Genomic DNA, 19,267 nt, shown 5'->3' with positions numbered 1-19,267 from the left:
GTACGCGCATAAACAGGCGAATTATCTGAATGAGACGTTCTCTTCTGAGTGTGGCAGTAGGCCTCATTTCCACAGTAGGGGTCCTGCCATCGGCTCTGGCTGACCAGTTTGTCGTATCCGATATCGAAGTCGAAGGATTGCAGCGGGTGTCCGCCGGGACCGTATTTGGTGCCTTCCCCGTTGATATCGGTGAGCCGGTCGACGAAGTGTCACTGGCGGATGCGATCAAGAACCTGTTCGGTACCGGGCTGTTTACGGATCTGAGCGCCAGCCGGGACGATGACGTCCTGGTCCTGACCGTCAAGGAGCGGCCAGCCATCAGTTCCATCGATATTGAAGGGAACAAGGCGATCGAGACCGATGCGCTCAAGCAGGCCCTGGACAGTGCCGGCCTGAAGGAAGGGCAGGTCTTCAAGCGCGCCACCCTGGAGCGACTCGAGCTGGAAATCCAGCGCTCCTATGTGGCCCAGGGCCGCTACAGCGCCCGGGTCAAGGCGACGGCGGAAGAGCTGCCCCGCAACCGGGTGGCGATCAAGCTGGACATCAACGAGGGCGAAGTCGCCTCGATCCGTCATATCAATATCATTGGCAACGAATCATTCTCCGACGAACAGTTGCTCGACCAGTTCGAGCTGGAAACATCCAACTGGTGGGCCTCGATCACCAACTCCGACAAGTACGCTCGCGAACGTTTGAGCGGCGATCTGGAAACGTTGCGCTCCTGGTATCTGGACCGCGGGTATATCGATTTCAACGTGGAGTCCAGTCAGGTCTCCATCTCTCCGGACAAGAAAGACGTCTTCATCACCATCGCGATTAATGAGGGGCCGAAGTACACCATCTCGGACATCAAACTGCGTGGTGACCTGATCCTGAAAGAAAGCGAACTGCGTGATCTGATTAAACTGAAGTCCGGCGATACCTACTCACAGCAGGCGCTGACCAATACGTCCGAACGTCTTTCCCGTCGTCTGGGCAAGGAAGGCTACACCTTCGCCAACGTCAACGCGGTGCCGGAAACCCACGATGATCACACCGCATCGGTGACGTTCTATGTTGAGCCAGGTAAGCGTGCCTACGTTCGCCGGGTCAACTTTAAGGGGAACGTCAGCACCCGTGACGAGGTTCTGCGCCAGGAAATGGTGCAGATGGAAGGCGGCGTGGCTTCGACCGATCTGATCGAATACTCCAAGACGAAACTGGAACGACTGGGTTTCTTCAAAACCGTGGACGTGGAAACCGTCCGCGTGCCGGGTCACGATGATCAGGTCGACGTGAATTACACCGTGGAAGAGCAGCCTACGGGCAGCCTCTCCGCCTCGCTGGGCTTCTCGCAGAGTTCCGGCGTGATCCTGGGGGCCAGCGTCTCCGAGAAGAACTTCTTCGGTACCGGCAAACAGGTCACCATCGGTGCAACCCACAGTGATTCGGTGCAGAGTGCCAAGTTCTCCTACACCAATCCTTACTATACCGTTGATGGCGTCAGTCGTGGCTTCAGTCTGTACGGGCGCCAGACCGATTACGATGAGCAGGATATTACCTCCTACCTGCTGGACGAGTATGGCGGCAGTATCGATTTTGGCTATCCGATTGACAGCATCACCCGTCTGAATTTTGGTACCGGTTATACGCGGACCAAGATCAAGCTGGATGATTATCCGGCCCAGGAAGTCTCCGACTTTATCGATGAATATGGCGACACCTCGGATACCTTCCACCTGACCGGTAGCTGGACTCGCAACTCGCTGAACCGCGGCGTATTGCCGACCGCCGGTTTCAGTCAGTCGATTTCGCTGGATGTGGCAGTGCCGGGCAGTGACCTGACGTATTACAAAGCGTCTCATCGGACCAACTTCTATCAGCCGCTGAACGACAACCAGACCTGGGTATTCCATACGCGGACGGACGTTGGATACGGCGATGGCTACGGCAACAACAGTGAGCTGCCGTTCTATGAGAACTACTTCGCCGGTGGCTATGGTTCGGTTCGGGGTTATGAGGCCAACTCTCTTGGGCCGCTTGCCACCAACGCCGTTGGCGACAACTCCGATCCGGATCCGTTCGGCGGTAACCTGCTGACCGAAGGCAGCATGGAACTCATCTTCCCGACACCGTTTGCCGGCGATACCCGGTCCATGCGGACGGCTTTCTTCCTGGATGCCGGTCAGGTCTTCGATACCAGTCGCGGTTACGATCCCAAGCTGGGCGAAGTCCGGACAGCGGCGGGCATCAGCTTCCAGTGGATTACCGCGATTGGCCCGCTGGCGTTCAGTCTGGCCAAGCCGCTGAACGATAAATCCGGGGACAATACGCAGGTGTTCCAGTTCTCACTGGGGCAAACTTATTAATCGCCGGGCTCAAATCGCGCAGCGCAATCGGTACAATGCGCAGAACAAGACGAATGAACAGGAGTTTTCAGCATGATGAAGAAGATGATGGTCGCAGCCCTGGCCTTGATGCTGGCGGTGCCGGCACTGGCCGACACCAAGATTGGTGTCGTGGACTTGCGCCGCGCTCTTTTTTCTTCGGATGACGCGCAGGCATTCAGCAAACAGCTTCAGTCCGAGTTCAGTGACGATGAACAGAAAGTCCGGGACGCCCAGGAAGAAGCTCGCAAGCTCAAGGAACGTCTGGAAAAAGACGGTGCTATGATGAACGAGTCCGAGCGCAACGAGCTGTCGGGCAAATTCAAGGACAAGGTCCAGGAATTCCAGTATCTCAAGAACCGTCTGGACTCAACCGTCAACAGCCGCAAGCAGAAGTTCCTCGAAGACGCCCGTCCGCAGGTGGATGCGGCCGTGAAGGCACTGCTTGAAGAGCATGACCTGGATCTGGTGCTGCCGAGCGAAGCCGTTGTCTATGCCAAGCCGGATATGGACCTGACCAAAGAGTTGATCAAGAAACTCAACAAATAAGTCGATGGGTCGCTGCCTGAAAACGACGTGAGCGCCCCCGAATCAGGGGGTTCCAGCCATTGTCCCGCTGCGGGGCCTCTGGCAGGATTCGGCGGTGTTTTTCGGGCGACTCGTTTTGGCGAAGAGCCCCTGTCCAGGGGCGGGTTGTATTTCGCCCTCAATAGGGAGGCGAGGCGACCCGTCACCTTTTCAGGGGCTTTTCAGGTCTGGTGGCTGGCACAAGGGAAGCTGTCCGCGTCCTGTGTATTTGCGACGGTGAGCCCGAAGCAGTATCCCAAGACAGGGTGGAGTGAATCATGACGAACAAAGTCCATACGCTGGGCGACATTGCACAGGCACTGGGCGGCCGCGTAATCGGGGATGAATCGGTCCAGATCAGCGGCATTGCGACGCTGCAGTCTGCGGGAGAGGGCCAGATCTCTTTCCTGGCCAACCCGTCCTACGGCCGCTATCTCAAGGAGACGCAAGCTACGGCCGTGATCGTCTCGCCGGACATGGCTGACGAGTGTCCGACCAATGTCCTGTTACTGGACAATCCCTACCTCGGTTATGCTCGGTTGAGCCACTGGTTTGATCCCGAGCCCAATCCTGAAGCCGGCATTCATCCCTCGGCGGTGGTTGATCCGTCGGCAACGATTGCCGAAACAGCCTGGATCGGTCCCCAGGCGGTTATCGAGGCAGACGCGTCGATCGCTGATCATGCGGTGATTGGCGCGGGTTGTGTGGTCGGTCAGCGCTGCCGGGTCGGGGAAGGGTCCCGACTCAACCCGCGGGTGACGCTCTATCACGACGTCGTCGTCGGCCAGCGTTGCCTGATCCTGAGCGGGGCCGTGATCGGTTCCCAGGGGTTTGGATTCGCTAATGAAAAAGGCGTCTGGCATCGCATCGCCCAGGTTGGACGCGTGGTCATCGGCGATGATGTGGAGATCGGCGCCAACACGACAATTGATCGCGGCGCGCTGGACGACACCGTCATCGGCGATGGCGTCAAACTGGATAATCTCATCCAGATTGCCCATAACGTGAGTATCGGTGACCACACGGCTATGGCGGCGCTGACCGGGATAGCCGGCAGTACCCGGGTGGGACGGCACTGCGTCTTTGGTGGCGCATCCGGTGTGGGTGGACATCTCGAGATTGCCGACAACGTGCACCTGACCGGCATGACGATGGTGACACGCAGTCTGAAGGAACCGGGTGTTTACTCGTCAGGTACCGGCGTGGATACAAACCGCAAGTGGCAAAAGAGCGTCGTGCGCTTCCGTCAGCTGGATGATCTGGCGCGGAAATTGCGCGAGTTAGAGAAGAAACTGCTTAAACGAGCCTGAGGCCGTACCTGATGATGCATATTGAAGAAATTATGGAATTCCTGCCCCACCGCTATCCGTTCCTGCTGGTGGATCGCGTCACGGAAGTCGAGAAAGGGCAGTCCATTGTCGGCTACAAGAACATTTCGATTAACGAGCCGTTCTTCAACGGACACTTCCCAGGCAAGCCGATCATGCCGGGTGTGCTCATTATTGAGGCCATGGCGCAGTTGTCAGGGATTCTCGGGTTTGTGACTGTCGACCGGAAACCGTCCGATGGCGTGATACACTACCTCGCCGGTTCCAGTAAGGCACGCTTCAAGCGGCCGGTGGTACCGGGAGACCAGTTGCGTCTTGAGTCCCGTTTCATTTCGGACAAGCACGGCATCTGGAAGTTTGACTGCCGCGCGCTGGTGGATGACAAGGTTGCCTGCGTCGCGGAAATCATGACCGCTGAGAGAGAAGTTTGATGGCGACACAGGTCTGGTCGGGAGTCCATCCTCAGGCGATCGTTGATCCCGGAGCGAAGTTGGGGAAGGACGTGACCGTGGGTCCCTTCAGTTATGTGGGACCCGATGTGGAAATTGGCGACGGTACGGAAGTCCTGTCCCATGTGGTGATCAAGGGGCCGACGGTAATCGGCCGCCACAACCGCATCTTTCAGTTTTGCAGTGTTGGCGAGGAATGCCAGGACAAGAAGTACGCCGGCGAGCCGACGCGGCTGATCATCGGCGACAACAATGAAATCCGTGAGAATTGCACGATTCACCGCGGAACCGTACAGGATCGGGGCGAAACCGTGATTGGCAGTAACAACCTGCTGATGGCCTATGTGCACGTGGCCCATGACTGCGTTGTGGGCGACAACACGATTCTCGCCAACTGTGCGACCCTGGCCGGCCATGTGAGCGTGGGCGACTGGGCCATTCTCGGTGGCGGAACCATGGTGCACCAGTTTTGCCACATTGGTGCCCACAGTATGAGTGCTGGCGGCAGTATCGTGCTCAAGGATATCCCGGCTTACATCATGGCCAGCGGCCAGTCGGCGTCGGCCCATGGGTTGAACGCCGAAGGCCTCAAGCGCCGCGGGTTCAGCCGTGAGGTCATCACCCAACTGCGCCGGGCCTATAAGGTGATCTATCGTCAGGGGCACACCCTGGCGCAGGCCATTGAAGTGCTGGAAAAGGACTTTGCCGGTCAGCCGGAGCTCGACGCGCTGATTGACTCCCTGCGCATCGCGCATCGCGGCATCGTTCGCTAACGGGGATACCGTGACGGAATCCCCGCCCCATTCCGCGCTCCCGCCGGACGACGGGACTGCCATACCCGCCTCGCGCATTGTCAGTTATCGCCCGCTCACGATCGGTATCGTTGCCGGGGAGGCCTCCGGCGACATCCTCGGTGCCGGTCTTATCCGTTCGCTGCGACAACGCTATCCTAACGCGCATTTTGCCGGTATTGGCGGCGAGGAGATGCAGGCGGCGGGCTTTCATTCCCTCGTGCCGATGGACCGCCTTTCGGTCATGGGGCTGGTCGAAGTCCTGGAGCGGTTGCGGGAACTGGTCTCCATTCGCAGGCGGGTGCGTGACTACTTCCTGATCACTCCGCCCGCCATCGTCATTGGTATTGATTCCCCGGACTTCACCATCGGTCTCGAACTGCGGTTGCGGCAGGCCGGCATCCGCACCGCACACTATGTGAGCCCGTCAGTCTGGGCGTGGCGCCGCAAGCGCATCCATAAAATTGCCCGGGCGGTGGACAAGATGCTCACGCTGTTCCCGTTCGAGGCTCGTTTTTACGAGGAGCACGGGGTGCCGGTGGCCTGCGTTGGGCATCCGCTGGCCGACGCCATTCCCATGGAGCCGGATACCCGGGCCGCACGGCGTTCGCTTGAGCTGGATACCTCCGCGCCGGTGCTGGCGATCCTGCCGGGAAGTCGGGCCGGGGAAGTGGAGCGCTTGGGCGGGCTTTTCCTGGCGGCCGCTCATTGGCTGCAATCCCGCCAGTCGGATCTGCAACTCGTTATTCCCTGCGTGAATCGGGCGCGGCAATTACAGATCGAGGCTCTGCTCGATTCAATGGACGTCAGGCTGCCGGTGCGTCTCGTGCTGGGGCGTTCCCGCGAGGTGATGGCGGCGTCGGATGTGGTGTTGTTGGCGTCCGGCACGGCCACCCTGGAGGCGATGCTGCTCAAGAAGCCCATGGTGGTCGGCTACCGTCTGAACAGTTTTTCCTACTTCCTGGCATCGCGACTGGTCAAGGTGCCTCATGTTGCCTTACCGAACCTTCTTGCCCGCCGCGAGTTGGTACCGGAGTTGCTGCAGGACAATGCCACGCCGGAGGCCCTGGGGCAGGCTGTGCTGGACAGACTGAAGCCGGGACCTGATGTTGATTCGCTCAAGGTGGCTTTTGCCGAGCTTCACGAACTGTTGCGCCGCAATGCCAACGAGCGTGCGGCGGAGGCGCTGGTGCCGCTAATTGAAGGAGAAGCCGGTGACGACCGTTAGTCTGGTGGGGCAACCGTTTGTGTCGGTGTATCAGGGGGCTTTGCTGGCCGGAGTGGATGAAGTGGGACGTGGACCGCTGGCGGGGCCGGTGGTCACTGCGGCGGTTATCCTGGACCCGGTAAGGCCGATCGAGGGCCTGACGGACTCCAAGAAACTCACGGAACGGCGCCGCGAGTCATTGGCCGGTGAAATCCGTGAAAAAGCGTTAGCCTGGTCCCTGGGGCGCTGTGAGGTCCATGAGATTGACGAGCTGAATATCTATCAGGCGACCATGTTGGCCATGGAGCGGGCGGTTGGCGGTTTGCGCCCGGCCCCCGAGCACGTGCTGGTGGACGGCAACCGCTGCCCCAAATGGCGCTGGCCCAGCGAACCCGTCGTCAAAGGCGATAGTCGGGTGGCCGCCATCAGTGCGGCTTCCATCCTGGCCAAGGTGGCGCGGGATCGGGAGATGGTCGCCTTGGAAGCGCAATTTCCCGGCTATGGCCTGGGAGCTCACAAGGGGTATCCCACACCGGTTCATCTGGAAGCCCTGTCACGCCTCGGTGTCACGTCCGTGCATCGCCGGTCTTTCCGCCCCGTCAGGGAAGCCCTGGACACCGTGGGGGCGGCCGTAACGTCCGAGCCGGTCTTTCCCACCGATCTTTTCGACCTCTGAGCCCGGGCTCGCTCTCTTTTCGTCAGTCCGCGAGGCGGCGCTTCATGTCATACAGCCGCTGGTCGGCCAGGCGCAATAGTTCGTCGGCGGTCTTGTTGGCTTCCGGGCGAATGCACGCAATGCCGTAGCTGAAACTAACGGCTATCGGTTCATCGCCGGCGGTCGCCGGATTTGAAGTCAGGTCGGCTTTCATGCGCTCGGCGATGTGTTCGGCCCGCTCCTCCGTCTGGCCAGGTAACAGGGCGATGAACTCATCCCCGGCAAACCGGAAAAGGCTGTCTTCCCGGCGCATCATGGATTGCATTCGTTGCGCGACATGCACCAGGCAGGCATCCCCCGACTCGTGCCCCCAGTTGTCGTTGATCGTCTTGAAATCATCGAGGTCGAGGAAGAGCAGTGCCAGTGGCTGCTCGTTGCGCTGGGAGCGCCCCAGTTCCTGTTCCAGGACGGCCTCCAGGTCACGCCGGTTACGCAGGCCGGTCAGCGGGTCACGGGTCGCCAGCAGGCGAAGCTGTTCCCGTGCCCAGATGCTCGTCAATCCTGCTGACACCTTGATGGCCAGTTGATGCAGGAAGAATGACTCCATGCCCGGTTGGTAACGAGCGGCATCGCCGGAGCCCAGGATCAGCGCGCCGACCAGTCGACCCTCCATCTGCAGGGGGAGCAGCGCCAGGGAGCGGATGCGGGTGCGCAGGTGACGGGGGATCAACTGCTGCAGGTGGCGGATGTTGTCGCTGAGAACCGGTGCGTCGCTGTTTTCGGTGAGACGCAGGAAATCGACCGTGCCCACCAGCAAACGTTCGGAGAGCCCGCCCTGTTCGCCCAGGAGCGCCAGAATACGGCGATTGTCTTCAATGTCTGTGAGCGCAAACCACACTTCATCCAGTTCAAAGCGATCCCTGACCTGCTCGGTCAGGCCGTCGGTAAACTCGCTGAGCTCCGTCGCGCGCAGCATGTCCAACTCGATATCGAACAGTTTTGCGGCAATGGCCTCATTGCGGCGAGCCTGCTGGATCAGCGCCGCCAGGCGGTGGGTAGCATGTTTGTAATCGGATGACGACATGGGCAGGTCCGGATGACAGGCTCGGAATATAGGAGACTGAGCGTATCGCGCATTTCTTAACATTCTGAATAACCTGTAATGCACCTGTTGGCAAGCTTCAAGCCGGATCTGGCGCGCAGTTTTACAATGTGTGAAATCCGCTATGGGAATCGTTTGACAGTAGACCCGCAAGGCCGTATTATTCGCGCCACTGAGATCAAGGGCGCATTAGCGAAGTCCTTGATTTCTAAAAGTTTGATGGGATGGAGCGGTCTGGTGGTTCGTCGGGCTCCCCATCCCGAAACAGCCGAAGGGAGTTCGTCGACCTTCGGGTGATGAGCCCGACTGTCAGGTAGCACTGAGGGTCGGGCTGGAAGAAAAGTTTGATGCGGGGTGGAGCAGTCTGGTAGCTCGTCGGGCTCATAACCCGAAGGTCGTTGGTTCGAATCCAGCCCCCGCTACCAAATAAAGCCTGATATTCAGGCTCGGCCGGGAACATCACCAGAACATCCGGTCTAAGTTCTAGAAAGTTTGATGCGGGGTGGAGCAGTCTGGTAGCTCGTCGGGCTCCCCATTCCAAAACAGCCGAAGGGAGTTCGTCGACCTTCGGGTGATGAGCCCGACTGTCAGGTAGCGCTGAGGGTCGGGCTGGAAGAAAAGTTTGATGCGGGGTGGAGCAGTCTGGTAGCTCGTCGGGCTCCCCATTCCAAAACAGCCGAAGGGAGTTCGTCGACCTTCGGGTGATGAGCCCGACTGTCAGGTAGCGCTGAGGGTCGGGCTGGAAGAAAAGTTTGATGCGGGGTGGAGCAGTCTGGTAGCTCGTCGGGCTCATAACCCGAAGGTCGTTGGTTCGAATCCAGCCCCCGCTACCAATTAGGAAGGCCAGTCATAAGACTGGCCTTTTTTGTTTTTGGATAGAATTCTTGAGTCAGTCACTCTCCGGCAGGGCGTTTCAGGATGTATCAGGGTGTGTTTCTGCCAACTGCCTTGATCGGTGCCTGCTAATCCTTCAGCGCAAATGTCATCGGAAAGCGCTCAATCTTCAGGTTCTCCCTCTCGACCCATTCCGCTTCGCCGGCCTTGAAGCCGTGTTTCTCGAACAGTGACCGGGACACCCGGCTGGCATTGACCGAGAGCTCGCGGACCCTTTCGCGACGGGCGGATATCAGCAGTTCTTCAAGTAATGCCGAGGCGATGCCGCGACGCGCGAAATCCGGGTGGACGTACAGCATGTTGATGTGATTGTCCGGGTGGCGCTGTGCAAAACCGGCGATGCGACCGCTGTGCTGGGCGATCAGGGTTTGGCCCTGGCTCAGGGTCAATGCAATGGCTTGGGTGTTTTCGCCCCATTTGCGCCAGACCTCGATCACGGCCTGCTCGTAGCTGGCCGCCCCCAGCTCGGTGATTGACTGCCTGTACAGTGCCCCGACGGCGGCGCAGTCGAATTCCGGTCGGAACCGTCGGATGGCGAAATGTGTGGTGCGTCGGGCCATGTTGTTTTCCCGGTCTGTCAAAAAATTGGCTAAAAAAATAAACCATAAAATGACGTAAAACACATTCGTTTTTGACCCACTTGGATACAGTAGCCCTGTATCGTCAAAATAGTGGTGCAAAAATATGTTTATTGCCGTCATCAATCGGTCATGGGCAGGGATTGCCAGTGTTGTACTCTCCCTTATGCTTGTCGGCTGCGGTGGCGGTGGATCGTCGGATGACGTTTCCGCCTCGTCCCGTGCCAGTACAGAGTCTATCGTGCTGAATGGTGGCGCAATCAAGGGGATTATCAGTAACGGCGAAGTAACCGCCTGGTCGCTTGAAAAGAATCCGGAAACCGGGCGTTATGAAACCGGTAGCGCATTGGGTAGCCCGGTCATTACGGACAAGCAGGGTCGCTTCCAGCTCCCGATCAAGAGAAAGGCATCTGGCTGGATCCTGGTTGAGTTGCGTGCCAAGGAAGGCACTCGGATGACCTGTGACGTCGTTCCGTCCTGTTTTGTCGGTACCGCCAACGCGGTGGCGTTTGGCGAGACATTCCCCTTGAATCCTGATTTCCGGCTCCGGGGAGCCGTCGACCTGTCTGTTTCCCACGACATCTATCTGACACCGCTGTCGAGCCTGGCGGTTACCCAGGCTGAAGGGTCGGATCAGGGACTTTCCGCAGCCAGTCTGACCGATGCCTATGCCGGGATGGAGTCTGCCTTTGGCCTCCAGGCCGGTACCCTGCAGTTGCCGCCGCCTGATCTGGTGCGACTCAATGGGTTTTCCGGCAGCACCGATGCGGTTCAACTGGCCATTATTAACGCCGCTTTCCTGTCGCTGGTGGATGGCTCCCACTGGCAATCCATAGAGGAGGTCTTGAAGGAAAGCGAAGCACTGATCCGGGAGAACGGCTACTTTTCCGTGACGCCCGATGCGGATGGCGACCTGTCGGTGCAATCGATCATGCTGGAAGCCGCCGTGCTTTCAGAGGGGCTGAAGTCCGAGTTCAACAGCGCGTCGGTAGTGGCGACACTGGACGAAGTCTCGATCCGGACCCAGGCCTATTACACGGAAGTGGCCGGCAGCGGCAGTACGGTTGATTCACCGGATAACAGCAGTACCACCACGACCCCGACCATTGACCAGACGGCGACGCTGACCTGGGATGCGCCGTTGACGCGGATGAACGGCGACAGTATCGCCATGGGTGAGCTGCAGGGCTATGAGATTGTTTACGGGCACACGGCAGACACCCTGGACAATGTCATTGTGATCGACAGCGCCAGCACGACGACGCACACGATCGAGAATCTCGATCAAGGGGACTGGTACTTTGCCGTAAGGGCAATCGACACGGAAGGCCTGGTCAGCCCTCTCTCCGCCGTCGTCAGTAAATCAATCAGCGGCTGAGGTCTGTTGGGCGATGGTGGCCAGCGGATCGGCCACCGGCAGGCGCAGGGTAAACGATGACCCTTCTCCCTCCTTCGACTCGACGCTGATTTCACCCTTGTGCTTGTCCACGACAACCTTGACGAATGACAGGCCCAGCCCGGCGCCCCGGTTTCCCGACAGCTCGGTACTCTTCTGGCGCCGGTACCGGTCAAACAGGTGGGGCAGCTCGTGGGGTGCAATGCCCATGCCTTCGTCCGAGATGGTCAGACAGACCTGGTGACCGGCCCGGAAAACCTGGATCGTCACGGTGGAGCCGGGTGGGCTGTATTGCACTGCATTGGTCAGCAGGTTGATCACCGCCCGTTCCAGCAACTCGGCGTTGCCCCGCAGCCAGATGTCGTCCAGCCCGTGCAGGGAGAGCTCGATGCCTTTGCTCAGCGCCTGCTCACTGACGCTGTCCCGGGCGTTCTCGACCACGGACAGGAATTCGCAGTCGTAGAACCGGGTCTCGGTCAACTGCTCGGCGCGGGCCAGTTGTACGAACTCTTCTGCCAACTGGTAACTGCGGCGAGCCAGGTTGCCCAGCTGCTCGAGCTGCTCCGGGCCAATGGATTCCGGGCGTCGCTTGAGCTGTGCAATCAGCGCCAACTGGGAGACCAGCGGTGAGCGCACGTCGTGGGAGATGAAGTCGATGGCTTCCCGGTGCTGGCGTTGCTGTTCCCGCAGCTCGGAAATATTGGAAATGTTGGCGATGATGCCGTGCTGCTCGTGATCCGACATGCTGAACGGTGCCAGGTGGATCAGCAGGTCCATGCCACGGACTCGAAGGTCGACGGTCCGGGTCTGACCCAGCGTCAGCGTATCGGCGATGGTCTCCTGCCAGGGGGTGCCGTCGCGCGGGTCATGGGCGTTGAGTAGCCCCGGCAGGGGCATGCCGATCAGGCTCGGGCGAGGCTCGCCAAACCATTCCTCGATGTGGCCGTTGACGAACTGGATCGTGGCCAGCGCGTCGGTCACGATCACGCCGTCGGGCATGCGCTCGAAGCCGCGGCCGATGAACTCGCGCATGCCGGTCAGCGACTCGATGGCCCCCCGGACCCGCTCGATACGGGCGCCGATGTTTTCCGCCGGGTAGTCCTTCTCGGCACCGGTGCCGTGCCCGGCGTGGTCCAGTTTCAGTCGCTGCAAGTAGCGGCGACTGGCTTCCCGGGAGAGGCTCGGCGGAAGCTCCAGTCCCAGGTCGAACTGCCGCTCGCCCCGATTGAAGCGTAGCCAGCTCTGGTCCCCACGATGCATCCACAGGCCGGTCGTCAGTCGACTCGGCCGGTCCTTTTCAGACAGGCCATGACTGGCCAATACCGTATCGTCCTGGGATAGCCACCAGCCCCTGGCCTGCAGGAGCTGACAGAGGTCCTCCAGGACTCTCGCGGGTTGGTGGTCGCTGGGTTCCTTGAGCCCCAGGCCGGGATCGCGGCTGAGAAGATCCAGTTGCCGGTTGAGAAAGGTGTTCAGGAGCGTAAGCCGGCGGGTGCTCCATAGCGGATAGGCGATCAGCGGGATCAGGAGCGACTGGGAGACCGGTATCCAGAAACTGGCATGCCGGTAGAGCAGCGTTGTCGCCAGCAACAGCAGGGCGCTGGTCATCAGGCAGACCCAGAGCGTATGGGACGGCTTGAGCTGGGGCAGGGCCAGGCTGATGAAGATGATGATCGCGATGAGCAGGAGCCAGTGCTGGTAGGGCGCCATGGTGATCATCAGCTTGTGCTGGACCAGCGCTGAATAGGCATTCGCATGAAACTCCACACCGGACATGGGCGCGGCCAGGCCGGAGAGTGGGGTAGGCAGGACATCGCCGAATCCGGGGGCTGTCGCGCCTACAAACACCGTCTTTCCGGCGAAACGGTCCATGGATACGCGACCTTGCAGCACATCACTGTAGGAGGTGGTGGAAATTGTTCCGATCCGGCCGGACAGGGGGATATAGGCGTACTGGCTGCGGACGTTGACGTAGGGGGAGGCCTGGTCGCTGCCGGTGTCGCGGGCCGGAACCTCGTTTCCGCCCAATTGCGCCGCCGCCACGGACAGTGCTGGCCAGGTCGCTTCCCCCAGACCGCTGTAGAGATAGAGACCGCGCGCGATACCATCCTCATCCAGTTCGACATGGACGTGGCCCAGGGCGCCAGCGGCCTGGGTCAACTGTGGCGTGGGCAGCTGTTCCGTCAGTGGTGCGTCGGCCGTGGGCGGATAGAGGTGAACCGGGAGCACCACCTTGCCATGGGCTTTCATCGCGGCGGCGAGCGCATCATCGCCAGGACCGGGCTCACTGAACAGGACATCGAAGACGATCACTTTTGCGCCGGCCCGGGTCAACCGCCCGATCAGGTCTGCATGGCGCTCGCGGGGCCAGGGCCAGCGACCGAGTTCCCGCAGGCTTTTCTCGTCAATCGCCACCAGTTCCAGGTTGGACGCCGGAGCCAGGGGCGTACTCAACGCAAGGGTATCGTAAAGCCACAGATCGAGCCGCTGGGGCAGGCCGACAAATTTCAGTGCAAACGCAATGAGAATGAGGGGGAGGGCCAGCTTCCAGGCAGTGCGTGTCAGTCGGAACCAATCCCTGTGCATGCGTCTCGCTTATTGAAGCCGCCCTGTGTGACCGTGTGAGTGTGATCTGTACGATCTGATGACACAGTCTTCAGTGCGGTTTAATTGACAAAAAGCTCCCTGCCGGGTCCCCATCGGCCGTTGATCGGTCCATCAGAAAGCGCTTTCAGCCGCACAAAATACCGTCTTCCGGGAATCAGGCGCAAGGCCGCCGTGGTGTCGGCGACGTTCGCTTCCTTGATGATGTGCTTGAAAGACGGGTCTTCCGACAGTTGGAGTTGGTACTTGTCGGCGCTCTCGATCTGTTGCCAGAAAATACGGACCTGGCTGTTCACATAGTTGATGTTGATGATCCGGGCCGGTGGCAGGGTGCCGTTTACGACAAGCTTGCGAGGTTCGCTCGTCGCACTGGAAGTGCCGCCGGTTCGGGTGACCACCCGCCAGTAGTATTCGCCGGGACTCAGGGCACGGGAGGGAATGGCGTTGCTATCGGGGGCCCACTCGCTGGTGGCCACCAGATCCGAGAAGTCGGATGAACTGGCGATCTCCACCCGGCCCACTTCGTTATCGCCCTGATAGGCCCAGGAGAAAGACGGCATCTCGTCGTCAACCCTGGCATCCGCCGCCGGAGCCTGCAGGTTGGCGGCTCGGGCTTCCTGGTCCACCGTGATCGATTGCAGGTCGGGCATGCCCGGGTTGCCGTGACGGTCGATGGCGGCCAGCCGGACCTGGTATTTCCCGTTATCAAGATGATCCAGTCGCATCTCCGGGGATGGGGAGGTCCGGCGAGCGATCCAGTCGCCGGTGTCGGCGTTGAAGATGTCCATCTGGTAGGCCTGTGCGCTATCGATCCTGCTCCAGGCAATATCTAGCGGCAGTTTGTTCGTGGTGCCCGGCACGGCACCGGGCGCCGGCGCCGGAGGCAGGTGTCGTATGTCCACAGGGTTCCGGGTGCCTTGACCGGCGGTGCCGCTGTAGCCGGCGGGGATGCCGACGGTACGGCCTGGCGGGCCGAATTCGACCTTGCCCTCGGTCACCTGCAGCTGGGTTTTGGACGGACTGCTTTGCAGACTGAACTTCGTACCCCGCACGGCGGCCACCGCCGAGGGTGTGTCGACTTCAAACCGTGAGCCTTTGTCGGTGAGCTTCTCCACTTCCGCATCGAGTTCGCCGCGGTCCAGGCGCATGCGCGTGTCGACCATGCCGGTCTTGCCGAATCGGGTGAGCCGGTTGAACATCAGATCGGTGTTGCGCCCCAGGCGGAGCAGCGAGCCATCCGCCAACTGGACCACGGCGAACCCGCTGCCTGTGGCAATTTCGTCCCCGGCCCGTATCCGGGAGTGGGTGGTCAGTGTCTGCCGCCGCCCGGAAACGCCGTCGACATGTTGCACCGGCCCGGACACGGCAATGGCCATGGCCGGTTCGGGGCTCTTTTCCAGCCAGTTGACTGGAATGCGGATGCTTTGCCCGGCGACCACATCTTCGGGATTGGATACGCCATTGTGCTGGAGGAGTTGGTGCACGTCATGGGCTGATGACAGCAGGCGCTTGCCGACCTGCTCGACGGTTTCACCGGGGCGCAGGGTATAGCGCCAGTCATCCAGGCCCGCCGACTTCGTCGCGCGCGGGACTCCCTGCTGCGACCCATGCGTGACGGGCAGGTCCGCCTGGGCCAGCGATGCGAGAGCCAGCAATGAGCATCCACCGAGGAATCGGGCAACGGTGAGCACGGCGGTCGGGAATATCGGCATGAATCGACGGGTCCGGCTATAACGTCATTGAATCGGGGGCATGTCATCGATCGGGAGCGAACCGTCTTCGGCCGCATCCCGTGCGATGTCATCCATCGACTCCAGCCGGTACCCGCGCTGGTAGATGGTCTTGATGCGAAAGCCGTTCTCCGGCTTGATGCCCAGGCGGCGGCGCAGACGGCTCATGTGGGTATCCACCGTGCGGGTATTGATGTCCCGCGTGACGCCCCAGACTCTTTCCAGCAGCATTTCCCGGGTCAGTAGGCGGCCCTTGTTCTGGAACAGGAACAGCGTCAGGTCGAAGTCCTTGTCGGTCAGCGTCAGCTGTTCACCATGCAGGACGATCGTCCGTGCCTTGGTGTCGATGGTGAATGGCCCGAATTCCAGCATCTGGCGGTCGACCTCCGGATTGCTGCGACGGACCAGCGCGTGGATGCGCGCCAGCAGCTCGCCGGGCCGGGCCGGCTTGGACAGGTAGTCATCGGCACCGGCGTCTAGCGCCTGTACGATATCCTGCTCGCTGTCGCGCTGGGTCAGGAAGACCACCGGTATGGGCCAGTTGAGCTGCTCCCGCACGTCTTTCAGGACGTCGATCCCGGTCATGTCGGGGATCTGCCAGTCCAGGATCAGCAGGTCGTAACTGCGGTGTGTGACGGCGCTGAGGAATGACTGGCCGGTCTGGAAGCTGTCGCATTGGTGTTGATTGTCGGCCAGCAGGGTCTCGATGTTTCTTGCCTGTGCCAGCTCGTCTTCCAGTAATGCGATTCGCATTGAAAGTCTCCTGCGTATTGTCGTGCGCCACAACCGCCATGGCATTGAATATTTTTGCAAATTGCCAGCGCGGGGTCAGTGTCAATGTGTAGCGTACTGTTAACCAAATCGCCCGAATGTTCCGGGGTTCTGTAATAAACGGCGACGGATGCGTGTCACTGCCGGGCTTGATCCGGGTGTCTACTGCGGGCGCCCCGGTTTGCCGTCAACATCGCTTACCGTTTGTCGGCAGGCAGGGAAATTACTGCAGCCCCAGAACCAGCCTTTTTTTCCATGACGCCTGACCAGGGGTGAAAAGCAGGCCGGGCAGGGGACCGGTGCCTGGTCCGCACCGTCCTGGTGATCGCCGTCGTCCTCGAATGGCCGCGTGCCCTTGCATTGGGGGAAGCGGGTACAGGCCCAGAATCGGCCGAACTTGCCGGTACGTTCCCGCATCGGTGCGCGGCAGGTCGGGCAGTGAACGCCTGTTTGTTCTGCCGGGGCGGAGGTCGTACCCGCCGGTTGGTGGGACCGGATGGGGCTCAGCAGCTCGCTGATCTGGTTTTCGATCGAGGCGAGAAAGGCCCTGGGGTCGCCCTCTCCCTGTCGAATCTGTTCCAGGGTGGCTTCCCAGACCGCCGTCATGTCCGGGCGGGAGACGGCTTCCGGCAGGGCACCGATCAGATCCTGGCCTTTCTTCGTCGATTTGATGTGGCGGCCGTCGCGAATCAGGTAGTCCCGCTTGAACAGGGTCTCTATAATCCCGGCCCGGGTTGCCTCGGTGCCCAGCCCATCCGTCTCGCGCAGGGTCTTGCGCAACTCGGCATCGGCCACGAAGCGGGCAATGTGGGTCATCGCGGACAGCAGGGTGGAATCGGTAAAGTGGCTGGGTGGCTGCGTCATTCGATCCTTGATCCGGGGAGATGAGCAGTCCACCGCATCGCCGACCTCCAGCCGGGGCAGGGGGCGTGAAGGTTTCTCTTCCTGCTCCTTGCGACGGATTTCCAGGATTTTCCAGCCCGCGTCCAGCACACCGGTCTCGGTGGCACGGAAGTGGTGGTCGGCAACCGTCAGTTCAAGCCGGCCTTCCCGGTGAATGGCGTCGGGAAAGAACTGCATCAGGTAATACCGGCTGATCAGCTCATAGATGCGCATCTCCGGGCGGCTGAGATTGCCTGCCGGGCGCTTGCGGCTGGTCGGGATAATGGCATGGTGGGCGTCCACCTTGCCGTCGTCCCAGGCGCGTGAATGCCGTTTCAGGTCGGCCTGTTGTGCCAGCTGTGACAGACCGGGGGCAACCGATTGCAGGGCTTCGACGACCGCATGGCGCTGGCCGAAGTGTTCTTCCGGCAGGTAGCGGCAGTCGGAGCGGGGGTAGGTGATCAACTGGTGCTTCTCATACAGGGATTGCGCGGCATCCAGCACGGCCTTGGCGCCCAGCCCGTAGAGCCGTCCCGCTTCGATCTGCAGGGCTGACAGGGACAGGGGGAGCGGCGGCGCTTCGTTGCGTTCGCGGAAGCGGGCCAGGGTAATCGTGCCGGGCTGACCGTCCACGTCACTGGCCACCTGCTCGACGACGCTGCGGTCGAGCACCCGATCTTCCTCGTCCATCGCATGCCGGAATGCCTCGCCCGGACGCCAGCGTGCGGTGAATGTTTCTGGCGGCTCCGAACGGCTGGTGCCGTCGATGGTGAGCGTGTAGAACGGTTTGGGGTCAAAGTGGGCGATGGTCTGGTCCCGCTCCACGACCAGCCCCAGCACCGGCGTCTGTACGCGGCCCACGGAATAGACCCCCTGCTGGCCCTGCTGTTGATAGCGCAGGGTATAGGCCCGGGTCAGGTTGATGCCATAGAGCCAGTCAGCACGCTGGCGGGCCAGGGCAGAGTGGGACAGGCGCCGGAACTCGCGGTTGTCCCGTAACTGAGAGAGGGCGCGGGCAACGGCCGTTGGTGTCAGGTCCTGGATCAGCAGCCGTTCAACCGGCATTCGCACGCGACAATAGCGCAGGACTTCGTCCACCAGGAGCTGACCTTCCCGGTCCGGGTCGCCGGCGTGGACAATGCTTTCGGCCTGGCCGACCAGGGATTCCAGGACACTGAGCTGGTTGCGCACGTTGTCCTTGGGGAGAACCGCCCACTGCTCCGGAAAAATCGGCAAGTCGTGCAGGCGCCAGGACTTCCAGCGTGGATCGTAGTGGGCGGGTTCCGCAGGCTCCAGCAGGTGGCCGATACACCAGGTCACCACGTCGCGGTCACCGCAGCGCAGGCACCCTGGCCCCTTCTCGATATGACCGGGCAGGGCGACCGCGATCGCGCGTGCGAGACTGGGTTTTTCGGCAATGAAAAGGCGCATGACGGTACCGGGTCAGGAACAGGCGATGGAAGATGGCGAACCTGTCGGATCGTGTCAAGGGCGGGCGACGTCTTCTCAAGCAGGTCGTGTGTGGATTACGTTACAATAAAGAATATCGTCAATGGAGGTAGTCTATGGCCGAAACGGCACCCATCCAGACCGCAATCGAACAGAAACTCAGCGAGGGTTTCCTGGCGGCCCATCTGCTCGTCGAGAACGAAAGTCACATGCACAGCGTGCCCCCGAACTCGGAGACGCATTTCAAGGTGACCCTGGTGAGCGACGATTTCGCCGGCAAGAACCGGGTCAAGCGTCACCAGGCCATTTACGGCGTGCTCGGCGCAGAACTACAGGCAGGTGTTCATGCCCTCGCCCTGCATCTGTATACGCCGGAAGAGTGGCAGGCCCGTAATGGTGTGTCGCCGTCATCGCCCCAGTGTATGGGCGGTTCGCGCCACGACAAGGCTGGATCCTGATCGAGCCGCTGAAACCATCGCCATCGCACCGGTCCCGGCC

16 protein-coding genes and 2 tRNA genes are annotated in these 19,267 nt (G+C 60.8%); 12 read left to right on the top strand and 6 right to left on the bottom strand.

Going from position 1 to position 19,267, the window contains the following annotated elements; all coding sequences use genetic code 11:
* The first annotated feature begins 29 nt into the window (after window positions 1–29).
* The 7 genes from bamA (at window position 30) to rnhB (ending at window position 7,384) form a co-directional block, all read left to right on the top strand.
* Window positions 30–2,348, top strand: coding sequence for an outer membrane protein assembly factor BamA (gene bamA / locus EZI54_RS08490; RefSeq protein ID WP_131480967.1), 2,319 nt, complete (start codon window positions 30–32; stop codon window positions 2,346–2,348).
* Window positions 2,349–2,420: 72 nt separating this feature from the next.
* Window positions 2,421–2,915: an OmpH/Skp family outer membrane protein gene (locus EZI54_RS08485; protein WP_123634984.1), complete on the top strand. Its 495-nt coding sequence runs from the start codon at window positions 2,421–2,423 to the stop codon at window positions 2,913–2,915.
* A 296-nt stretch (window positions 2,916–3,211) separates the two neighbouring features.
* A complete protein-coding gene (gene lpxD / locus EZI54_RS08480; RefSeq protein ID WP_131480965.1) occupies window positions 3,212–4,243 on the top strand; it encodes a UDP-3-O-(3-hydroxymyristoyl)glucosamine N-acyltransferase in 1,032 nt (343 codons plus the stop codon).
* 11 nt (window positions 4,244–4,254) lie between these two features.
* Window positions 4,255–4,692, top strand: coding sequence for a 3-hydroxyacyl-ACP dehydratase FabZ (gene fabZ / locus EZI54_RS08475; protein ID WP_123634982.1), 438 nt, complete (start codon window positions 4,255–4,257; stop codon window positions 4,690–4,692).
* A complete protein-coding gene (lpxA, locus tag EZI54_RS08470) occupies window positions 4,692–5,483 on the top strand; it encodes an acyl-ACP--UDP-N-acetylglucosamine O-acyltransferase (protein WP_131480963.1) in 792 nt (263 codons plus the stop codon). Before fabZ ends, lpxA begins: the two co-directional genes overlap by 1 nt.
* Window positions 5,484–5,559: 76 nt before the next feature.
* Complete coding sequence (gene lpxB, locus EZI54_RS08465; RefSeq protein WP_131481077.1) at window positions 5,560–6,729, top strand: lipid-A-disaccharide synthase; 1,170 nt, start codon at window positions 5,560–5,562, stop codon at window positions 6,727–6,729.
* Window positions 6,716–7,384 (top strand): ribonuclease HII, encoded by a 669-nt coding sequence (rnhB, locus tag EZI54_RS08460; RefSeq protein WP_242674389.1) that lies wholly within the window; start codon window positions 6,716–6,718, stop codon window positions 7,382–7,384. The genes lpxB and rnhB overlap by 14 nt, the downstream gene beginning before the upstream one ends.
* 22 nt (window positions 7,385–7,406) lie before the next feature.
* On the opposite strand, the gene EZI54_RS08455 is transcribed toward rnhB, so the two are convergent.
* Window positions 7,407–8,447, bottom strand: a complete 1,041-nt coding sequence (locus EZI54_RS08455; protein ID WP_165495720.1) for a GGDEF domain-containing protein — start codon at window positions 8,445–8,447, stop codon at window positions 7,407–7,409.
* 78 nt (window positions 8,448–8,525) lie between these two features.
* Here EZI54_RS08455 and EZI54_RS08450 point away from each other — a divergent pair, with 78 nt between their 5' ends.
* The 3 genes from EZI54_RS08450 to EZI54_RS08440 all read left to right on the top strand — a co-directional run bounded on the left by EZI54_RS08450 (window position 8,526) and on the right by EZI54_RS08440 (window position 9,298).
* Window positions 8,526–8,762 (top strand): hypothetical protein, encoded by a 237-nt coding sequence (locus EZI54_RS08450; RefSeq protein WP_131480960.1) that lies wholly within the window; start codon window positions 8,526–8,528, stop codon window positions 8,760–8,762.
* A 51-nt stretch (window positions 8,763–8,813) separates the two neighbouring features.
* A tRNA-Met gene (locus EZI54_RS08445) sits at window positions 8,814–8,890 on the top strand.
* 331 nt (window positions 8,891–9,221) lie between these two features.
* A tRNA-Met gene (locus EZI54_RS08440) sits at window positions 9,222–9,298 on the top strand.
* Between the two features lie 129 nt (window positions 9,299–9,427).
* Here EZI54_RS08440 and EZI54_RS08435 read toward each other — a convergent pair.
* The gene (locus EZI54_RS08435; RefSeq protein WP_165495719.1) at window positions 9,428–9,919 is read right to left on the bottom strand and encodes a GNAT family N-acetyltransferase; all 492 of its coding nucleotides are present in this window, start codon (window positions 9,917–9,919) and stop codon (window positions 9,428–9,430) included.
* Window positions 9,920–10,178: 259 nt separating this feature from the next.
* Here EZI54_RS08435 and EZI54_RS25045 point away from each other — a divergent pair, with 259 nt between their 5' ends.
* Window positions 10,179–11,315: a formyl transferase gene (locus EZI54_RS25045; protein WP_242674388.1), complete on the top strand. Its 1,137-nt coding sequence runs from the start codon at window positions 10,179–10,181 to the stop codon at window positions 11,313–11,315.
* Here EZI54_RS25045 and EZI54_RS08425 read toward each other — a convergent pair.
* From EZI54_RS08425 to EZI54_RS08410, 4 genes are all read right to left on the bottom strand, one after another.
* A complete protein-coding gene (locus EZI54_RS08425) occupies window positions 11,301–13,919 on the bottom strand; it encodes a CHASE2 domain-containing protein (protein ID WP_131480956.1) in 2,619 nt (872 codons plus the stop codon). The two genes, EZI54_RS25045 and EZI54_RS08425, sit on opposite strands and share 15 nt — an antisense overlap.
* A gap of 80 nt (window positions 13,920–13,999) precedes the next feature.
* On the bottom strand, window positions 14,000–15,649 hold the full coding sequence (locus EZI54_RS08420; RefSeq protein WP_131480954.1) for a FecR family protein: 1,650 nt from the start codon (window positions 15,647–15,649) through the stop codon (window positions 14,000–14,002).
* A gap of 24 nt (window positions 15,650–15,673) precedes the next feature.
* A complete protein-coding gene (locus EZI54_RS08415) occupies window positions 15,674–16,420 on the bottom strand; it encodes a response regulator transcription factor (RefSeq protein WP_131480952.1) in 747 nt (248 codons plus the stop codon).
* Window positions 16,421–16,600: 180 nt separating this feature from the next.
* Window positions 16,601–18,751, bottom strand: a complete 2,151-nt coding sequence (locus EZI54_RS08410; protein WP_131480950.1) for a DNA topoisomerase III — start codon at window positions 18,749–18,751, stop codon at window positions 16,601–16,603.
* A gap of 134 nt (window positions 18,752–18,885) precedes the next feature.
* Between EZI54_RS08410 and EZI54_RS08405 the strand changes: the two genes are divergently transcribed.
* Window positions 18,886–19,227: a BolA family protein gene (locus EZI54_RS08405; protein WP_131480948.1), complete on the top strand. Its 342-nt coding sequence runs from the start codon at window positions 18,886–18,888 to the stop codon at window positions 19,225–19,227.
* Window positions 19,228–19,267 lie beyond the last annotated feature (40 nt).

It is taken from the genome of Marinobacter halodurans (assembly GCF_004327985.1).
GTDB classification, from domain to species: Bacteria; Pseudomonadota; Gammaproteobacteria; order Pseudomonadales; family Oleiphilaceae; genus Marinobacter_A; species Marinobacter_A halodurans.
This window is presented reverse-complemented; position numbering and strand designations above follow the sequence as displayed.

What these genes read in the sequence shown, in the direction of transcription:
- EZI54_RS08435 (WP_165495719.1), bottom strand. Translation starts at nt 9,919, where the DNA reads ATGGCCCGACGCACCACACATTTCGCCATCCGACGGTTCCGACCGGAA.
- EZI54_RS08420 (WP_131480954.1), bottom strand. Translation starts at nt 15,649, where the DNA reads ATGCCGATATTCCCGACCGCCGTGCTCACCGTTGCCCGATTCCTCGGT.
- EZI54_RS08415 (WP_131480952.1), bottom strand. Translation starts at nt 16,420, where the DNA reads ATGCGAATCGCATTACTGGAAGACGAGCTGGCACAGGCAAGAAACATC.
- bamA (WP_131480967.1), top strand. Translation starts at nt 30, where the DNA reads ATGAGACGTTCTCTTCTGAGTGTGGCAGTAGGCCTCATTTCCACAGTA.
- EZI54_RS08455 (WP_165495720.1), bottom strand. Translation starts at nt 8,447, where the DNA reads ATGTCGTCATCCGATTACAAACATGCTACCCACCGCCTGGCGGCGCTG.
- lpxA (WP_131480963.1), top strand. Translation starts at nt 4,692, where the DNA reads ATGGCGACACAGGTCTGGTCGGGAGTCCATCCTCAGGCGATCGTTGAT.
- fabZ (WP_123634982.1), top strand. Translation starts at nt 4,255, where the DNA reads ATGATGCATATTGAAGAAATTATGGAATTCCTGCCCCACCGCTATCCG.
- EZI54_RS08410 (WP_131480950.1), bottom strand. Translation starts at nt 18,751, where the DNA reads ATGCGCCTTTTCATTGCCGAAAAACCCAGTCTCGCACGCGCGATCGCG.
- EZI54_RS08425 (WP_131480956.1), bottom strand. Translation starts at nt 13,919, where the DNA reads ATGCACAGGGATTGGTTCCGACTGACACGCACTGCCTGGAAGCTGGCC.
- EZI54_RS08405 (WP_131480948.1), top strand. Translation starts at nt 18,886, where the DNA reads ATGGCCGAAACGGCACCCATCCAGACCGCAATCGAACAGAAACTCAGC.
- lpxD (WP_131480965.1), top strand. Translation starts at nt 3,212, where the DNA reads ATGACGAACAAAGTCCATACGCTGGGCGACATTGCACAGGCACTGGGC.
- EZI54_RS08485 (WP_123634984.1), top strand. Translation starts at nt 2,421, where the DNA reads ATGATGAAGAAGATGATGGTCGCAGCCCTGGCCTTGATGCTGGCGGTG.
- EZI54_RS08450 (WP_131480960.1), top strand. Translation starts at nt 8,526, where the DNA reads ATGCACCTGTTGGCAAGCTTCAAGCCGGATCTGGCGCGCAGTTTTACA.